This window comes from Paraburkholderia sp. GAS348 (assembly GCF_050434205.1).
Lineage (GTDB): Bacteria > Pseudomonadota > Gammaproteobacteria > Burkholderiales > Burkholderiaceae > Paraburkholderia.
The window spans coordinates 1-18,299 of the sequence record NZ_JBNPVT010000043.1 but is presented as its reverse complement, the minus strand read 5'-3'; the positions used below and the strand labels follow the sequence as shown (position 1 = coordinate 18,299).

The following is an 18,299-nucleotide window of genomic DNA, read 5'->3' as shown; positions in this document are numbered from 1 at the left end:
GAAATGGTCATGCCGGGCGACAACGTGTCGATCACGGTGAAGCTGATCAACCCGATCGCGATGGAAGAAGGTCTGCGCTTCGCAATCCGCGAAGGCGGCCGTACGGTCGGCGCAGGTGTGGTTGCAAAGATCCTCGAGTAACGCCAGACAGTTCTCGTTGATCGGTAGTTTCGGGGTTGGCGGTGTCGTCAACCCCAAAATGGTTTAGGGGTATAGCTCAACTGGCAGAGCGTCGGTCTCCAAAACCGAAGGTTGGGGGTTCGATTCCCTCTGCCCCTGCCAACTCTCGCGTCGTATATGACGCTTCGTTAAGGTGTTATGGCGAATCCTTCCGTCGAAACTGTAAATACATCCGGCGACAAGCTGATGCTCGTCGCGGGCGTATTGTTGGTCTTGGCCGGGTTCGTGGGGTTCTTCTGGCTCAGCGGCCAGGAATGGTACGTCCGCGGAGCCGCCTTGGCTGTTGGCGCTATCGCGGGTGTTGCAGTCGGTCTTCTCTCCGCGCCTGGCAAGGGTTTCATCGCTTTCGCCAAAGACTCGTACAAAGAAGTTCGCAAGGTTGTCTGGCCGACTCGTAAAGAGGCCACCCAGACAACGCTCGTAGTGTTCGGCTTCGTGTTTGTCATGGCGATCTTTCTTTGGATTAGCGATAAATCCATCGAATGGGCGATTTTCTCGGTGATTCTGGGTTGGAAATGATATGAGCGATACTCCGGCATCCCCGAGCGGCAAACGTTGGTACGTGGTGCACGCCTACTCCGGCATGGAGAAGAGCGTGCAACGTGCGCTTCAGGAGCGCATCGAACGTGCTGGCATGCAAGACCAGTTTGGTCAAATCCTCGTTCCGACTGAAGAAGTGGTCGAGGTGAAAGGCGGTCACAAATCGGTGACCGAGCGTCGTTTCTTCCCGGGCTATGTCCTTGTGGAAATGGAAATGACAGACGAAACGTGGCACCTCGTGAAAAACACGGCAAAGGTGACGGGTTTCGTAGGCGGTGCGCGTAATCGTCCGAGTCCGATTTCCCCGCGGGAAGTCGAGAAGATCATGTCGCAAATGCAGGAAGGCGTGGAAAAGCCGCGTCCGAAGACCCTGTTCGAAGTAGGCGAGATGGTGCGGGTGAAGGACGGTCCGTTCACGGATTTCAACGGCAGCGTCGAAGAAGTGAACTACGAAAAGTCGCGCGTCCGTGTTTCCGTTACAATCTTCGGCCGCGCAACGCCGGTCGAGCTGGAATTCGGCCAGGTCGAAAAGTTGTAATCCAGAATTCTACGGGGCGCACTGGTCGGTGCGCTCCGTATTTCGCGCTTACGGTCCGCGTAATGGCCGTTGAGGAGCGTAAGTAGTCTGTTTTTCGGCGAACGCGCGCTACTACTCACTGAATGTCCGCTTGTACTAGGGCGGCGTTCCTAAGAGGTTTTCAAAATGGCAAAGAAAATCATCGGCTTTATCAAGCTGCAGATTCCTGCAGGTAAAGCCAACCCGTCGCCGCCGGTCGGTCCGGCACTGGGCCAACGCGGCCTGAACATCATGGAGTTCTGCAAGGCGTTCAACGCGCAGACTCAAGCTATGGAACCGGGTCTGCCGATTCCGGTCGTGATCACCGCGTTTGCGGACAAGAGCTTCACGTTCGTTCTGAAGACGCCGCCGGCTACGGTTCTGATCAAGAAGGCAGCGAAGATCGACAAGGGTTCGGCTAAGCCGCATACCGACAAGGTCGGCAAGATCACCCGCGCTCAAGCTGAAGACATCGCCAAGACCAAGATGCCCGATCTGACGGCAGCTGATCTGGACGCAGCGGTTCGTACGATCGCTGGTAGCGCCCGCTCGATGGGCATCACCGTGGAGGGCGTGTAAATGGCTAAGCTTTCAAAACGTCTGCAAGCATTCGCAGCCAAGGTTGATCGTCAAAAGCTGTACGCGATCGACGAAGCTCTGTCGCTCGTGAAGGAATGCGCAAGCGCGAAGTTCGACGAATCGATCGACGTTGCAGTGCAACTCGGCATCGACGCGAAGAAGTCGGACCAAGTGGTTCGGGGCTCGGTCGTGCTGCCGGCAGGTACCGGTAAGTCGGTTCGCGTGGCCGTGTTTGCACAAGGCGAAAAGGCTGAGCAAGCTCGCGCAGCCGGCGCAGAAGTCGTCGGTATGGAAGACCTGGCTGAACAAGTCAAGGCCGGCAAGCTGGACTTCGACATCGTGATCGCTTCGCCGGACACGATGCGCGTTGTCGGTACGCTCGGTCAGATTCTCGGCCCGCGCGGCCTGATGCCGAACCCGAAGGTTGGCACGGTTACGCCGGACGTCGCGACTGCAGTCAAGAACGCCAAGGCTGGTCAGGTGCAATTCCGTGTCGACAAGGCCGGTATCATCCACGCCACGATCGGCCGTGCTTCGTTCGAGCCGACGGCTCTGCGTAGCAACCTGAACGCTCTCGTCGACGCGCTGCAAAAGGCGAAGCCGGCAACGAGCAAGGGTGTGTATCTGCGTAAGGTTGCACTGTCGAGCACGATGGGCGTTGGCGTTCGCGTCGACCAGGCATCGCTCGCAGCACAGTAAGAAATTTCATCGCCTCGATGTGAGTCGAGGCGGTTTTATGGGCTTTGGGCGGTCGCAAGATGGCAGTCTGCATCGAGCGACCGGTTGTCAAAGACCGTTGGTGGGAGCGCAGCAGGTAGGCGGTCCCTTAATGTAAAGCCAACGCAGATGGCGAACCCGGAATGGTTTTGTAGTGATGAAGCCGGTTGAAGTTCGCAGCAATGCGGGTTTCAGGCGGTCGAAATACTCCTGACTGGTCGGACGCCGTTATTGAACGCGGTACACAAGGCGCACGCTGCGTGTATCGAATCTGGAGGTTAACCGTGCCACTTAACAAAGAAAGCAAGCAGGCCGTCGTCGCTGAGGTTGCCGCGCAAGTCGCGAAAGCCCAGACCGTGGTTCTGGCTGAGTATCGTGGAATCGCGGTTGGCGATCTGACCAAGCTGCGCGCGAAAGCGCGTGAGCAACAGGTTTACCTTCGCGTGTTGAAAAACACGTTGGCGCGTCGCGCTGTCGAAGGTACCCCGTTTGCTTCGCTGGCAGAGCAGATGACTGGTCCCCTGATCTACGGCATCTCGGAAGATGCCATTGCTGCTGCTAAGGTCGTCAACGACTTCGGCAAAACCAATGACAAGTTGATCATCAAGGCTGGTTCCTACGAAGGCAAGGTGATGGACAAGGCTGGCGTGCAAGCGCTGGCAAACATCCCGAGCCGCGAAGAACTGCTCTCCAAGCTGTTGTACGTTATGCAAGCACCTGTTTCAGGCTTTGCGCGCGCTCTGGCCGCGCTGGCAGAAAAGAAACAAGGCGAAGAAACCGCTGCGTAACGCACTTCAGTCGAGCGTGATTGATCGCTGGCTGTATCCGAATTCAATTTAGGAGTATTTCAAATGGCAATCGCAAAAGATGACATCCTCGAGGCAGTAAGCTCGATGTCGGTTCTGGAACTGAACGAGCTGGTCAAGGCGTTCGAAGAAAAGTTTGGCGTGTCGGCAGCTGCTGTTGCAGTGGCAGGCCCGGCAGGCGGCGGCGCTGCTGCTGCTGCTGAAGAGCAAACCGAATTCACGGTCAACCTGACGGAAGTCGGCGCGAACAAGGTTTCGGTCATTAAGGCTGTTCGTGAACTGACGGGTCTCGGCCTGAAGGAAGCGAAGGACCTGGTCGACGGTGCACCGAAGCCTGTTAAGGAATCGGTACCGAAGGCTGCTGCTGAAGAAGCCAAGAAGAAGTTGGAAGAAGCCGGCGCGAAGGCTGAAATCAAGTAAGTTTCAGCGCGTTGTGCGAAGGCTGGCGGTTTTCCACCGCCGGCCTTTTTGTGCTTTGTGGGAACCATGTTTTTGTCAGCCGGTTTCGGCAAGAACAGGGGGCCGAGAAGCCAAAGAGAATCGTCTATCGGCAATATTGACCGGCGCTTCTCTTTGTCTTCTGAAGCGACTGCAGAAGGCAAGTTTGGTCGGGTAGCGGGCAACATAGGCATCCGCTGCCGTCAGCCAGCGGTTGGTAGCGGCCAACCACCAAGCTTCTAGGCTCGTTCAAGCCATCGGACGGCCATCGGGTCTCAGTCGGTGAACACTCGGGTTGTCTCATCAAGGTATCCTGCCTCGACAACAATGCCCGCCGTGATTCGGAGATCGTATGCAATATTCCTTCACCGAGAAGAAGCGCATTCGCAAGAGTTTTGCGAAGCGCCCCATCGTTCACCAAGTACCTTTCCTGCTGGCTACCCAGCTTGAATCATTCAGCACGTTTCTGCAAGCAGACACGTCATCCACGCAGCGCAAGCCGGAAGGCCTGCAGGCTGCGTTCACGTCCGTTTTTCCGATTGTTTCGCATAACGGGTTCGCTCGTCTAGAGTTCGTCAGCTACATGCTGTCGCCGCCGGCATTCAACATCAAGGAATGTCAGCAGCGCGGTTTGACGTACTGCTCAGCACTGCGCGCGAAAGTGCGCCTGGTGCTGCTCGACAAGGAATCGCCGAGCAAGCCGGTCGTCAAGGAAGTGAAGGAACAGGAAGTGTACATGGGCGAAATTCCGCTCATGACGCCGACGGGTTCGTTCGTCATCAACGGCACGGAACGTGTGATCGTTTCGCAGCTGCATCGTTCGCCGGGCGTGTTCTTCGAACACGACAAGGGCAAGACGCACAGCTCGGGCAAGCTCCTGTTCTCGGCACGTATCATTCCTTACCGCGGTTCGTGGCTCGACTTCGAATTCGATCCGAAGGACGTGCTGTACTTCCGCGTCGACCGCCGTCGCAAGATGCCGGTCACGATCCTGCTGAAGGCGATCGGCCTGACGCCGGAACAAATCCTCGCAAACTTCTTCGTGTTCGACAATTTCACGCTGATGCCGGAAGGCGCACAGATGGAATTCGTGCCGGAGCGTCTGCGTGGTGAAGTCGCACGTTTCGACATTACGGACCGTGATGGCAACGTGATCGTCCAGAAGGACAAGCGGATCAACGCCAAGCACATTCGCGATCTCGACAACGCGAAAACGAAGTTCATCTCGGTGCCGGAAGACTATCTGCTCGGCCGCGTGCTCGCGAAGAACGTTGTCGATGGCGACACGGGTGAAGTCATCGCTAACGCGAACGACGAAATCACCGAAACCGTCCTCGAAAAGCTCCGCGAATCGAAGATCAAAGACATCCAGACGCTCTACACGAACGATCTGGATCAAGGTCCATACATCTCGTCGACGCTGCGTATCGACGAAACCGCGGACAAGATGGCTGCACGCATCGCGATCTACCGCATGATGCGTCCGGGCGAACCGCCGACCGAAGAAGCGGTTGAGGCGCTGTTCAACCGTCTGTTCTACAGCGAAGACGCATACGACCTGTCCAAGGTGGGTCGTATGAAGTTCAACCGCCGTGTCGGTCGCGACGAAATCGTCGGCCCGATGACGCTGCAAGACGACGACATCCTCGCAACGATCAAGATCCTGGTCGAACTGCGTAACGGCAAGGGCGAAGTGGACGACATCGACCACTTGGGCAATCGTCGTGTGCGTTGCGTCGGCGAACTGGCGGAAAACCAGTTCCGCGCAGGTCTCGTGCGTGTCGAACGTGCTGTGAAGGAACGCCTCGGCCAGGCCGAAAGCGAAAACCTGATGCCGCACGACCTGATCAACTCGAAGCCGATTTCGTCGGCGATTCGCGAGTTCTTCGGTTCGTCGCAGCTGTCGCAGTTTATGGACCAGACCAACCCGCTGTCGGAAATCACCCACAAGCGCCGTGTTTCGGCACTTGGCCCTGGCGGTTTGACGCGTGAGCGCGCTGGCTTTGAAGTCCGCGACGTGCACCCGACCCACTACGGCCGTGTGTGCCCGATTGAAACGCCGGAAGGTCCGAACATCGGCCTGATCAACTCGCTCGCACTGTACGCGCACTTGAACGAATACGGCTTCCTCGAAACGCCGTATCGCAAGGTGGTGGACAGCAAGGTGACCGATCAGATCGACTATCTGTCGGCGATCGAAGAAGGCCGTTACGTGATCGCTCAGGCGAACGCGGCGGTTGCTGCTGATGGCTCGCTGACCGACGAACTGGTGTCGTCGCGTGAAGCAGGCGAAACGCTGATGGTTACGCCGGACCGCATCCAGTACATGGACGTGGCGCCGTCGCAGATCGTCTCGGTGGCAGCATCGCTGATTCCGTTCCTCGAGCACGATGACGCGAACCGCGCATTGATGGGTTCGAACATGCAGCGCCAGGCTGTGCCGTGTCTGCGTCCTGAAAAGGCCGTGGTCGGTACGGGTATCGAACGCACGGTGGCAGTCGACTCGGGTACGACGGTTCAGGCATTCCGCGGTGGTGTGGTCGATTACGTCGACGCAGGCCGTATGGTGATCCGCGTGAACGACGATGAAGCCGTTGCTGGCGACGTCGGCGTGGACATCTACAACCTGATCAAGTACACGCGTTCGAACCAGAACACGAACATCAACCAGCGCCCGATCGTGAAGGTCGGCGATATCGTGTCGCGTGGCGACGTGCTGGCTGACGGTGCATCGACCGACCTCGGCGAACTGGCTCTCGGCCAGAACATGCTGGTCGCGTTCATGCCGTGGAACGGCTACAACTTCGAAGATTCGATCTTGATCTCGGAGAAGGTGGTTGCTGACGACCGTTACACGTCGATCCACATCGAAGAACTGAACGTCGTAGCTCGCGATACGAAGCTCGGACCGGAAGAAATCACGCGCGACATCTCGAACCTGGCTGAAGTGCAACTCGGCCGTCTCGATGAGTCGGGCATCGTCTACATCGGCGCTGAAGTCGAAGCAGGCGACGTGCTGGTCGGTAAGGTCACGCCGAAGGGCGAAACCCAGCTGACGCCGGAAGAAAAGCTGCTGCGCGCGATCTTCGGTGAAAAGGCTTCGGACGTGAAGGACACGTCGCTGCGCGTGCCGTCGGGCATGAGCGGCACGGTCATCGACGTGCAAGTGTTCACGCGTGAAGGCATTCAGCGCGACAAGCGTGCGCAACAGATCATCGACGATGAACTGAAGCGTTATCGCCTCGACCTGAACGACCAGTTGCGTATCGTGGAAGGCGATGCATTCCAGCGTCTCGCACGTATGCTGACCGGCAAGGTCGCAAACGGTGGTCCGAAGAAGCTCGCGAAGGGTACGAAGATCGAACAGGCTTACCTGGAAGATCTCGACCACTACCACTGGTTCGACATCCGCCTCGCGGACGAAGAAGCAGCGGCACAGCTCGAAGCTATCAAGGACTCGATCGAACAGAAGCGTCACCAGTTCGATCTGGCGTTCGAAGAAAAGCGCAAGAAGCTCACGCAAGGCGACGAACTGCCGCCGGGCGTGCTGAAGATGGTCAAGGTGTATCTGGCTGTTAAGCGTCGTCTGCAGCCTGGCGACAAGATGGCCGGCCGTCACGGTAACAAGGGTGTGGTGTCGAAGATCGTTCCGATCGAAGACATGCCGTACATGGCCGATGGCCGTCCGGCTGACGTCGTTCTGAACCCGCTCGGCGTGCCGTCGCGGATGAACGTGGGTCAGGTTCTCGAAGTGCATCTGGGTTGGGCCGCGAAGGGTCTCGGCTGGCGTATTGCAGAAATGCTGCAACGTCAGGCGAAGATCGCTGAACTGCGCGAATTCCTGACCAAGATCTACAACGAGTCGGGCCGCGCTGAAGAGCTGGACAGCTTCACGGACGACGAAATCGTCGAACTGGCGAAGAACCTGCGCGAAGGCGTTCCGTTTGCCACGCCGGTGTTCGACGGTGCGACGGAAGAAGAAATGTCGCGCGCGCTGGATCTGGCATTCCCGGACGACATCGCGAAGAACCTCGGCATGACGCCGTCGAAGAACCAGGTGCGTCTGTATGACGGTCGCACGGGTGAGATGTTCGAGCGTACGGTGACTGTCGGCTACATGCACTACCTGAAGCTGCACCACTTGGTCGACGACAAGATGCACGCGCGTTCCACGGGCCCGTACTCGCTCGTGACGCAGCAGCCGTTGGGCGGTAAGGCGCAGTTCGGTGGCCAGCGTTTCGGTGAAATGGAAGTGTGGGCGCTCGAAGCGTACGGCGCATCGTACGTGTTGCAAGAAATGCTGACGGTGAAGTCGGATGACGTGGCGGGCCGGACCAAGGTGTATGAGAACCTGGTCAAGGGTGATCACGTGATCGACGCCGGCATGCCGGAATCCTTCAACGTGCTCGTGAAGGAAATCCGCTCGCTCGGTATCGATATCGACCTCGACCGCAACTAATCGGACTACGGAGAGAAAGCAATGAAAGCTCTGCTCGATCTATTCAAGCAAGTCCAACAGCCTGAAGTTTTTGACGCGATCAAGATCGGTCTGGCCTCGCCAGACAAGATCCGTTCGTGGTCGTTCGGTGAAGTCAAGAAGCCGGAAACCATCAACTACCGGACGTTCAAGCCGGAACGCGATGGTTTGTTCTGCGCGAAGATCTTCGGGCCGATCAAAGACTACGAATGCCTTTGCGGCAAGTACAAGCGCCTGAAGCATCGTGGCGTGATCTGTGAAAAGTGCGGCGTCGAAGTGACGCTCGCGAAGGTGCGTCGCGAACGGATGGGCCACATTGAGTTGGCCTCGCCGGTCGCTCACATCTGGTTCCTGAAGTCGCTGCCGTCGCGTCTGGGCATGGTGCTCGACATGACGCTGCGCGACATCGAACGCGTGCTGTACTTCGAAGCATACGTGGTGATCGATCCGGGCATGACGCCGCTGAAAGCGCGGCAGATCATGACGGAAGAGGATTACTACAACAAGGTCGAAGAGTACGGTGACGAATTCCGTGCCGAGATGGGCGCGGAAGGCGTTCGCGAACTGCTGCGCGCGATCAACATCGACGAACAGGTCGAGATGCTGCGCACTGAACTCAAGAACACGGGTTCGGAAGCGAAGATCAAGAAGTATGCGAAGCGCCTGAAGGTGCTCGAGGCTTTCCAACGTTCGGGCATCAAGCCTGACTGGATGGTGCTCGAAGTGCTGCCGGTGCTGCCGCCGGAACTGCGTCCGCTGGTGCCGCTGGATGGCGGCCGCTTCGCGACGTCGGACCTGAACGACCTGTATCGCCGCGTGATCAACCGTAACAACCGGTTGAAGCGTCTGCTCGAACTGAAGGCGCCTGAAATCATCGTCCGCAACGAAAAGCGGATGCTGCAGGAAGCCGTCGATTCGCTGCTCGACAACGGTCGTCGCGGTAAGGCAATGACCGGCGCGAACAAGCGTCCGCTGAAGTCGCTCGCTGACATGATCAAGGGTAAGGGCGGTCGTTTCCGTCAGAACTTGCTCGGTAAGCGCGTTGACTACTCGGGCCGTTCGGTGATCGTGGTCGGCCCGACGCTCAAGCTGCATCAGTGCGGTCTGCCGAAGCTGATGGCGCTCGAACTGTTCAAGCCGTTCATCTTCAACAAGCTCGAAGTGATGGGTGTCGCTACCACCATCAAGGCCGCGAAGAAGGAAGTCGAGAACCAGACGCCGGTGGTGTGGGACATCCTCGAAGAGGTGATCCGCGAACATCCGGTCATGCTGAACCGTGCGCCTACGCTGCACCGTCTTGGCATTCAGGCTTTCGAGCCGGTGCTGATCGAAGGTAAGGCTATCCAGCTGCACCCGCTCGTTTGCGCGGCGTTCAACGCCGACTTCGACGGTGACCAGATGGCTGTGCACGTGCCGCTGTCGCTCGAAGCGCAGATGGAAGCGCGTACGCTGATGCTGGCGTCGAACAACATCCTGTTCCCGGCCAACGGCGATCCGTCGATCGTGCCGTCGCAGGATATCGTGCTCGGCCTGTACTACGCGACGCGTGAAGCAGTGAACGCCAAGGGCGAAGGCCTGACGTTCACCGGCGTGTCGGAAGCACTGCGCGCTTACGAGAACAAGGAAGTCGAGCTGGCCTCGCGCGTCAACGTGCGGATCACGGAAATGGTCCACAACGAAGACAAGTCGGAAGGCGCGCCGGCATTCGTGCCGAAGATCACGCTGTACGCGACGACCGTCGGCCGTTCGATCCTGTCGGAAATCCTTCCGCCGGGTCTGCCGTTCTCGGTGCTGAACAAGCCGCTGAAGAAGAAGGAAATCTCGCGTCTGATCAACACCGCATTCCGCAAGTGCGGTCTGCGTGAAACGGTGATTTTCGCCGACCAGTTGATGCAGTCGGGTTTCCGTCTGGCAACGCGCGCCGGTATTTCGATTTGCGTCGACGACATGCTCGTGCCGCCGCAGAAAGAACAGATCGTCGGCGATGCAGCCAAGAAGGTGAAGGAATACGACCGTCAGTACATGTCGGGTCTCGTCACGTCGCAAGAACGCTACAACAACGTGGTCGACATCTGGTCGGCAACGTCGGAAGCGGTCGGCAAGGCGATGATGGAACAGCTGTCGACGGAACCGGTGGTCGATCGCGACGGCAACGAAACGCGTCAGGAATCGTTCAACTCCATCTACATGATGGCTGACTCGGGTGCTCGTGGTTCCGCGGTTCAGATTCGTCAGCTGGCCGGTATGCGTGGCCTGATGGCGAAGCCGGACGGCTCGATCATCGAGACGCCGATTACGGCGAACTTCCGTGAAGGCTTGAACGTGTTGCAGTACTTCATCTCGACCCACGGTGCACGTAAGGGTCTGGCTGATACGGCACTGAAGACGGCAAACTCGGGTTACCTGACGCGTCGTCTGGTCGACGTGACGCAGGATCTGGTGGTGGTCGAGGACGATTGCGGTACGTCCAACGGCGTCGCCATGAAGGCGTTGGTCGAAGGCGGTGAAGTTGTCGAAGCGCTGCGTGACCGTATCCTCGGTCGCGTGACGGTGGCTGACGTCGTCAATCCGGAAACGCAGGAAACGCTGTACGAAACGGGCGCGTTGCTCGACGAAGACGCGGTCGAAGAAATCGAACGCCTCGGCATCGACGAAGTGCGCGTGCGTACGCCGCTGACTTGCGAAACGCGTTACGGTCTGTGCGCAGCCTGCTATGGCCGCGACCTGGGTCGTGGCTCGTCGGTCAACGTTGGCGAGGCAGTTGGCGTGATCGCTGCTCAGTCGATCGGTGAACCGGGCACGCAGCTCACGATGCGTACGTTCCACATCGGTGGTGCGGCATCGCGTGCAGCAGTGGCTTCGTCGGTTGAAGCCAAGTCGAACGGTACGGTTCGTTTCACCGCAACGATGCGTTACGTCACCAACGCGAAGGGCGAGCAGATCGTCATCTCGCGTTCGGGCGAAGCGATGATTACCGACGACCACGGTCGCGAGCGTGAACGTCACAAGGTGCCGTACGGCGCGACGCTGTTGCAACTGGACGGCGCGCAGATCAAGGCCGGCACGCAACTGGCGACGTGGGATCCGATGACGCGTCCGATCATCACCGAGTACGGTGGTACGGTGAAGTTCGAAAACGTCGAAGAAGGCGTGACGGTTGCCAAGCAGATCGACGATGTGACGGGTCTCTCGACACTGGTCGTGATCGACGTGAAGCGCCGCGGTTCGCAAGCGTCGAAGACGGTGCGCCCGCAGGTCAAGCTGCTCGACGCGAACGGCGAAGAAGTCAAGATCCCGAACACCGAGCACTCGGTGCAGATCGGCTTCCAGGTCGGCGCTCTGATCACCGTGAAGGACGGTCAGCAAGTGCAGGTCGGTGAAGTGCTGGCACGTATCCCGGTCGAATCGCAAAAGACTCGCGACATTACCGGTGGTCTGCCGCGTGTGGCCGAACTGTTCGAAGCGCGCTCGCCGAAGGACGCCGGTATTCTGGCGGAAGTCACGGGCACGACGTCGTTCGGTAAGGACACGAAGGGCAAGCAGCGTCTCGTTATCACGGACCTCGAAGGCAATCAGCACGAGTTCCTGATCGCGAAGGAAAAGCAGGTTCTGGTGCACGATGGTCAGGTCGTCAACAAGGGCGAAATGATTGTCGACGGTCCGGCTGATCCGCACGACATTCTGCGTTTGCAGGGCGTCGAAGCGCTGGCGCGCTACATCGTTGACGAAGTGCAGGACGTGTATCGTCTGCAGGGCGTGAAGATCAATGACAAGCACATTGAAGTGATCGTCCGTCAGATGCTGCGCCGCGTGCAGATCGTCGATAACGGTGACACGCGCTTCATCATGGGCGAACAGGTCGAGCGCTCGGATATGCTCGACGAGAACGACCGGATGGCTGCGGAAGGCAAGATCCCGGCAACCTACGACAACGTGCTGCTCGGTATTACGAAGGCATCGCTGTCGACCGATTCGTTCATCTCCGCGGCGTCGTTCCAGGAAACGACTCGCGTGCTGACCGAAGCGGCGATCATGGGCAAGCGCGACGATTTGCGCGGGCTGAAGGAAAACGTGATCGTTGGTCGTCTGATTCCGGCTGGTACCGGTCTCGCGTTCCACAAGGCACGCAAGAGCAAGGAACTGTCCGACCGCGAGCGTTTCGATCAGATCGCAGCGGAAGAGTCGTTCGAATTCGGTACGCCGGAAACGCCGGCTGCCGAACAGCAGCACTCAGGCGAGTAAGTCCCGGCGGCGCAAGCCGCTTGGGCTCACCAGCCAGCGAAGCCGCTCAGTTTCGACTGAGCGGCTTTTTTTTGTCGACAGGAGTTAGTGCTTTTGCACTTACTCCTGTTCCACGCACCGCGGGTGCCTCATTTTTGTGCGTTTTTTGTGGATTCGTCGGCCGAACGGCTAACGTTGTCGCAAAGCGCGGGCGCAGCACGAATGCGTTGGTAAAATTCGTGTCACCGGCATCACGCTGCTTCTCTCCAATTCATGTCCCGTTCGCTCGAAATCCTCAACGAAGTCTTTGGTTACCCCGCGTTTAGAGGGCAGCAGGGTGAAATTGTCGAGCACGTCTCTGGCGGCGGCGATTGTCTCGTGCTGATGCCAACGGGCGGCGGCAAATCGTTGTGCTATCAGATCCCGTCGCTGGTGCGGCGCGAAGCGGGCTGCGGAGCGGGGATCGTCGTGTCCCCGCTGATCGCATTGATGCAGGACCAGGTCGCCGCGTTAAAGGAAGTGGGCGTTAGGGCCGCGTATCTAAATTCGACGCTGTCGAGCGCCGAAGCGATGGCCACCGAGCGCGCGCTGCGCGAAGGCGAAATCGATTTGCTATACGTGGCGCCGGAACGATTGATGACGCCCCGTTTCCAGGAGTTGCTCGAGCGCACGCGCATCGGCCTGTTCGCCATCGACGAAGCGCATTGCGTGTCGCAATGGGGGCACGATTTCCGTCCTGAATATATTCAGTTGTCGGTGCTGCACGAGCGCTTTCCGAACGTGCCGCGCATTGCGCTCACCGCGACCGCCGACGCGATCACGCGCGACGAAATCATCCACCGTCTCGCGCTCGACGACGCGCGCATCTTCGTCTCCAGTTTCGATCGCCCGAACATCCGCTATCGCATCGTCGAAAAGGACAATGCGCGCACGCAATTGCTCGATTTCATTCGCGCCGAACACTCGAAACCGGACGGTACGACCGACGCCGGCGTTGTCTATTGCCTGTCACGTCGCAAGGTCGAAGAAACGGCTGAATGGCTGAAAGAGAAGGGGATGCGCGCGTTGCCGTACCACGCTGGCATGGAGTTCGAAATTCGCCAGAAGCATCAGGAGATGTTCCAGCGCGAGGAGGGCATCGTGATGTGCGCGACGATCGCTTTCGGCATGGGGATCGACAAGCCGGACGTGCGCTTCGTGGCTCACCTTGATTTGCCGAAGAGTGTCGAAGGTTACTACCAGGAAACCGGGCGCGCCGGTCGCGACGGCATGCCGGCGAACGCCTGGATGGCGTACGGTCTGGGCGACGTCGTGCAGCAGCGCAAGATGATTGACGAGTCCGACGCCGACGACGCGCATAAGCGCGTGCAGACCGGCAAGCTCGACGCGTTGCTCGGGCTGTGCGAGGCGGCGACCTGTCGCCGGGTGCGGCTGCTCGCGTATTTCGGCGAGTCGAGCAAGCCGTGCGGCAACTGCGATAACTGCATCGAACCGCCCGACACGTGGGACGCGACGCGCGAGGCGCAGATGGCGCTGTCATGTGTGTTCCGCGCTCAGCGGGCAAGTGGCTTTCACTTCGGCGCCGGACATCTGATCGATATTCTGCGTGGCAACCGTAGCGAGAAGATCCTGCAGCGCGGCCACGAGAAGCTCACCACCTTTGGCATCGGGGCGGCGCTCGGCGAGCCGGAATGGCGCGCCATCTTTCGCCAGCTCGTCGCATTTGGCTACCTCGCCGTCGATCATGAAGGCTTCGGCTCGCTGGTCCTGACTGAGGCCGCCAAAGCAGTGTTGAAGAGCGAGCAGAACGTGACGATGCGCCGCTACGTGAAGCCGACGCGTACCCGCCAGTCATCCGGCCGCACCAGCGAGCGCGCCGACCCGACGATCGGCATGGGCCCGCGCGAGCGCGCCCGCTGGGAACGCCTGCGCGCCTGGCGCACGGAGACGGCGAAAAGCGACGGCGTGCCGGCCTACGTCATCTTCCACGACGCCACGCTGGCCGAAATCGCTCGCAACGGCCCAGATTCCATCGAGGATTTGCGCGGTATTCCGGGCATGGGCGCTCGCAAACTCGACCGTTTCGGTGACGAGTTGCTGGAAGTCGTCGCCGCCGACTGAGCGTTGGCGAGCACAGTTTGAGGTCGGCAGGCGTACGAAACATCGCAACCTGTTGACTCCCTTAGCATTTTCGGAATATTATGCTAGGTTCCGGTTCTTGGAATGCCTGTGTGCGGAGTCAATTCGTGCGCAGACCCCTCGGTCCGGAAGTTCGATGCGCAATCGTTTCTGCTTTGCCCGGAAACAGATGCGTCGATTTTGTTCAATTTCAGGAATAAACAATGCCAACCATCAATCAACTGGTTCGCAAAGGCCGCGCGTCGGAAACGACGAAGAGCAAGAGCCCGGCTTTGCAGGACTGCCCCCAGCGTCGCGGCGTGTGCACCCGTGTGTACACCACGACGCCTAAGAAGCCTAACTCGGCACTGCGTAAGGTTGCCAAGGTTCGTCTGACGAACGGCTTCGAAGTTATTTCGTACATCGGTGGTGAAGGCCACAACCTGCAGGAACACTCGGTCGTGCTGATTCGCGGCGGTCGTGTTAAGGACTTGCCGGGTGTGCGTTACCACATGGTTCGCGGCTCGCTGGATACCCAGGGCGTCAAGGATCGTAAGCAGGCTCGCTCGAAGTACGGTGCGAAGCGTGCAAAAGCAGGCAAATAAGCTGGCAAGCAACTAGCCGGTCAGTGTAGTTTCAGGTCGCCTGCAAAGGCGGTAATAGCGGTAGTGCCGGAATCGCCGGTGCTGTCGAGTAAGTGGTCACCCGACCAGGCTGGTAAGTCGTTAGAGATGAATCGGGTTAGTTGGTGGCCGCGGGGCTAAACAGCTCCAACTGAAAAGTTAAAGGAAGAAACATGCCGCGTCGTCGCGAAGTCCCCAAGCGGGAAGTGTTGCCGGATCCGAAGTTCGGTAACGTAGATGTAGCTAAGTTCATGAACGTGCTGATGCTCTCCGGCAAGAAGTCGGTTGCTGAGCGCATCGTGTACGGCGCTTTCGAACAGATCCAGACCAAGGGTGGCAAGGACCCGCTGGAAGTGTTCACGGTAGCGCTCAACAACGTCAAGCCGGTGGTCGAAGTCAAGAGCCGCCGCGTTGGTGGTGCGAACTATCAGGTTCCGGTCGAAGTGCGTCCGTCGCGTCGTATGGCATTGGCGATGCGTTGGTTGCGTGAAGCCGCGAAGAAGCGCAGCGAGAAGTCGATGGCCCTGCGTCTGGCAGGTGAACTCTCCGAAGCGGCTGAAGGCCGTGGCGGCGCGATGAAGAAGCGCGACGAAGTTCACCGGATGGCAGAAGCCAACAAGGCGTTCTCGCACTTCCGTTTCTAAGCTTCCCGAACCCGGGTTTAGCCGAAAAAGCGGAAAGAAATTCCGGGCGGGTGCGCTTACAAAGCGCCTCGCCCGTTTGTGTTACAGCGCGATGGGTATTTTCTCGCATCGCGTCATCCCAATAGAGGATCAAAGTGGCTCGCAAGACACCTATCGAGCGCTACCGTAACATCGGTATTAGCGCTCACATCGACGCCGGCAAAACGACGACGACCGAGCGCATCCTGTTCTATACCGGCGTGAACCACAAGATTGGTGAAGTTCACGACGGCGCTGCCACCATGGACTGGATGGAGCAGGAGCAGGAACGCGGCATTACGATCACGTCCGCTGCTACCACGGCATTCTGGAAAGGCATGGCCGGCGACCGCGCTGAGCACCGCATCAACATCATCGACACCCCGGGCCACGTTGACTTCACGATTGAAGTTGAGCGCTCGATGCGCGTGCTCGACGGCGCATGCATGGTGTACTGCGCAGTGGGCGGCGTGCAGCCCCAGTCGGAAACCGTGTGGCGTCAGGCTAACAAGTACAAGGTTCCCCGTCTCGCGTTCATCAACAAGATGGACCGTACCGGCGCGAACTTCTTCAAGGTCTACGACCAGCTCAAGCTGCGTCTGAAGGCAAACCCGGTTCCGGTCGTGGTGCCTATCGGCGCTGAAGAATCGTTCACGGGCGTGGTCGATCTGCTGAAGATGAAGGCGATCATTTGGGACGAAGCGTCCCAAGGCACCAAGTTCTCGTACGAAGAAATCCCGGCAGAACTCGTCGACACGTGCAATGAATGGCGCGAGAAGATGGTCGAAGCTGCGGCTGAATCGAGCGAAGACTTGATGAACAAGTACCTCGAAGAAGGCGAGTTGACGGAAGCAGAAATCGTCAAGGGTCTGCGCGACCGTACGATCGCTTGCGAAATCCAGCCGATGCTGTGCGGTACCGCGTTCAAGAACAAGGGCGTGCAACGCATGCTGGACGCCGTGCTCGACTTCCTGCCGTCGCCGATCGACATTCCGCCGGTTACGGGCGAACTCGAAAACGGTGAAAAGGCTGAGCGTCGCGCAGCTGACGACGAGAAGTTCTCGTCGCTCGCATTCAAGATCATGACCGACCCGTTTGTCGGCCAGCTGATCTTCTTCCGTGTGTACTCCGGCACGACGAAGTCGGGCGACACGCTGCTGAACGCGACCAAGGACAAGAAGGAACGTCTCGGTCGTATTCTGCTGATGCACGCAAACCAGCGTGAAGAAATCAAGGAAGTGCACGCAGGCGACATCGCTGCTGCTGTCGGCCTGAAAGACGCAACCACGGGCGACACGCTGTGCGATCCGCTGCACCCGATCGTGCTCGAACGCATGATTTTCCCGGAGCCGGTGATTTCGCAGGCTGTTGAGCCGAAGACGAAGCCGGACCAGGAAAAGATGGGTCTGGCCCTGAACCGTCTGGCTCAGGAAGATCCGTCGTTCCGCGTTCAAACGGACGAAGAATCGGGTCAAACCATTATTTCGGGCATGGGCGAGCTCCACCTGGAAATTCTGGTTGACCGGATGAAGCGTGAATTCGGCGTCGAAGCAACGGTTGGCAAGCCGCAAGTGGCATACCGTGAAACGATCCGCGGCAAGGCGGAAGACGTCGACGGCAAGTTCGTCAAGCAGTCGGGTGGTCGCGGCCAGTACGGTCACGCGGTGATCACGCTCGAGCCGAATGAGCAGGGCAAGGGCTACGAGTTCCTGGACGAGATCAAGGGCGGTGTGATTCCGCGTGAATACATCCCGGCAGTCGATAAGGGTATCCAGGAAACGCTGAAGGCTGGCGTGCTGGCAGGCTTCCCGGTCGTTGACGTGAAGGTTCACCTGACGTTCGGTTCGTACCACGACGTTGACTCGAACGAAAATGCGTTCCGCATGGCTGGTTCGATGGCGTTCAAGGAAGCAATGCGCAAAGCGCAGCCGGTCATCCTCGAACCGATGATGGCTGTGGAAGTCGAAACGCCTGAAGATTACATGGGCAACGTGATGGGCGACCTGTCGGGCCGTCGCGGTATTGTTCAGGGCATGGACGACATGGTTGGTGGCGGCAAGATCGTTCGCGCCGAAGTGCCGCTGTCGGAAATGTTCGGCTACTCGACGTCGCTGCGTTCGCTGACCCAAGGTCGTGCAACGTACACGATGGAGTTCAAGCACTACTCGGAAGCACCGCGCAACGTGTCTGAAGCGATCATCAACGCGAAGTCGAAGTAAGCGCGCGGCAAGTCATTCAACGATTAACTTTTTGAAAGAAGAGAAACATGGCTAAAGGTAAATTCGAACGGACCAAGCCGCACGTGAACGTCGGCACGATCGGTCACGTTGACCACGGCAAGACCACGCTGACGGCAGCGATCACGACGGTGCTGACCAAGAA

At 58.8% G+C, this 18,299-nt stretch carries 14 protein-coding genes, 1 tRNA gene and 1 pseudogene; 15 read left to right on the top strand and 1 reads right to left on the bottom strand.

Annotated elements, in window-relative coordinates; genetic code table 11:
- The 8 genes and pseudogenes from tuf to rplL form a co-directional block, all read left to right on the top strand.
- Window positions 1-141: pseudogene (gene tuf, locus P3T22_RS32410) on the top strand (elongation factor Tu); the annotation flags it as partial.
- Between the two features lie 65 nt (window positions 142-206).
- Window positions 207-282: transfer RNA gene (locus P3T22_RS32405), tRNA-Trp, on the top strand.
- Window positions 283-318: 36 nt separating this feature from the next.
- Window positions 319-699, top strand: a complete 381-nt coding sequence (gene secE, locus P3T22_RS32400; protein ID WP_046567533.1) for a preprotein translocase subunit SecE — start codon at window positions 319-321, stop codon at window positions 697-699.
- Window position 700: 1 nt separating this feature from the next.
- Window positions 701-1,258, top strand: coding sequence for a transcription termination/antitermination protein NusG (nusG, locus tag P3T22_RS32395; protein ID WP_007180147.1), 558 nt, complete (start codon window positions 701-703; stop codon window positions 1,256-1,258).
- 165 nt (window positions 1,259-1,423) lie between these two features.
- Window positions 1,424-1,855 (top strand): 50S ribosomal protein L11, encoded by a 432-nt coding sequence (gene rplK / locus P3T22_RS32390; RefSeq protein WP_025496715.1) that lies wholly within the window; start codon window positions 1,424-1,426, stop codon window positions 1,853-1,855.
- Complete coding sequence (rplA, locus tag P3T22_RS32385) at window positions 1,856-2,554, top strand: 50S ribosomal protein L1 (RefSeq protein WP_011490061.1); 699 nt, start codon at window positions 1,856-1,858, stop codon at window positions 2,552-2,554. It abuts the gene before it with no gap.
- A 302-nt stretch (window positions 2,555-2,856) separates the two neighbouring features.
- A complete protein-coding gene (rplJ, locus tag P3T22_RS32380; protein WP_035554729.1) occupies window positions 2,857-3,360 on the top strand; it encodes a 50S ribosomal protein L10 in 504 nt (167 codons plus the stop codon).
- 63 nt (window positions 3,361-3,423) lie between these two features.
- The gene (gene rplL, locus P3T22_RS32375) at window positions 3,424-3,798 is read left to right on the top strand and encodes a 50S ribosomal protein L7/L12 (protein ID WP_054043372.1); all 375 of its coding nucleotides are present in this window, start codon (window positions 3,424-3,426) and stop codon (window positions 3,796-3,798) included.
- A 75-nt stretch (window positions 3,799-3,873) separates the two neighbouring features.
- On the opposite strand, the gene P3T22_RS32370 is transcribed toward rplL, so the two are convergent.
- Window positions 3,874-4,044, bottom strand: a complete 171-nt coding sequence (locus tag P3T22_RS32370) for a hypothetical protein (protein WP_158515290.1) — start codon at window positions 4,042-4,044, stop codon at window positions 3,874-3,876.
- A 124-nt stretch (window positions 4,045-4,168) separates the two neighbouring features.
- Between P3T22_RS32370 and rpoB the strand changes: the two genes are divergently transcribed.
- The 7 genes from rpoB to P3T22_RS32335 form a co-directional block, all read left to right on the top strand.
- Entirely contained in the window at window positions 4,169-8,275 is a 4,107-nt protein-coding gene (gene rpoB, locus P3T22_RS32365; RefSeq protein WP_054043374.1) for a DNA-directed RNA polymerase subunit beta, read from the top strand.
- 21 nt (window positions 8,276-8,296) lie between these two features.
- A complete protein-coding gene (gene rpoC / locus P3T22_RS32360; RefSeq protein ID WP_429327166.1) occupies window positions 8,297-12,535 on the top strand; it encodes a DNA-directed RNA polymerase subunit beta' in 4,239 nt (1,412 codons plus the stop codon).
- A 252-nt stretch (window positions 12,536-12,787) separates the two neighbouring features.
- The gene (gene recQ / locus P3T22_RS32355; protein WP_063497540.1) at window positions 12,788-14,635 is read left to right on the top strand and encodes a DNA helicase RecQ; all 1,848 of its coding nucleotides are present in this window, start codon (window positions 12,788-12,790) and stop codon (window positions 14,633-14,635) included.
- A gap of 221 nt (window positions 14,636-14,856) precedes the next feature.
- Complete coding sequence (gene rpsL, locus P3T22_RS32350) at window positions 14,857-15,237, top strand: 30S ribosomal protein S12 (protein WP_006998493.1); 381 nt, start codon at window positions 14,857-14,859, stop codon at window positions 15,235-15,237.
- Window positions 15,238-15,428: 191 nt separating this feature from the next.
- Entirely contained in the window at window positions 15,429-15,899 is a 471-nt protein-coding gene (gene rpsG, locus P3T22_RS32345; RefSeq protein ID WP_006053291.1) for a 30S ribosomal protein S7, read from the top strand.
- Window positions 15,900-16,033: 134 nt separating this feature from the next.
- A complete protein-coding gene (gene fusA, locus P3T22_RS32340; protein ID WP_054043378.1) occupies window positions 16,034-18,136 on the top strand; it encodes an elongation factor G in 2,103 nt (700 codons plus the stop codon).
- Window positions 18,137-18,183: 47 nt separating this feature from the next.
- The coding region (locus tag P3T22_RS32335) for a GTP-binding protein (protein ID WP_024163107.1) at window positions 18,184-18,299 on the top strand (116 nt) is incomplete at its 3' end.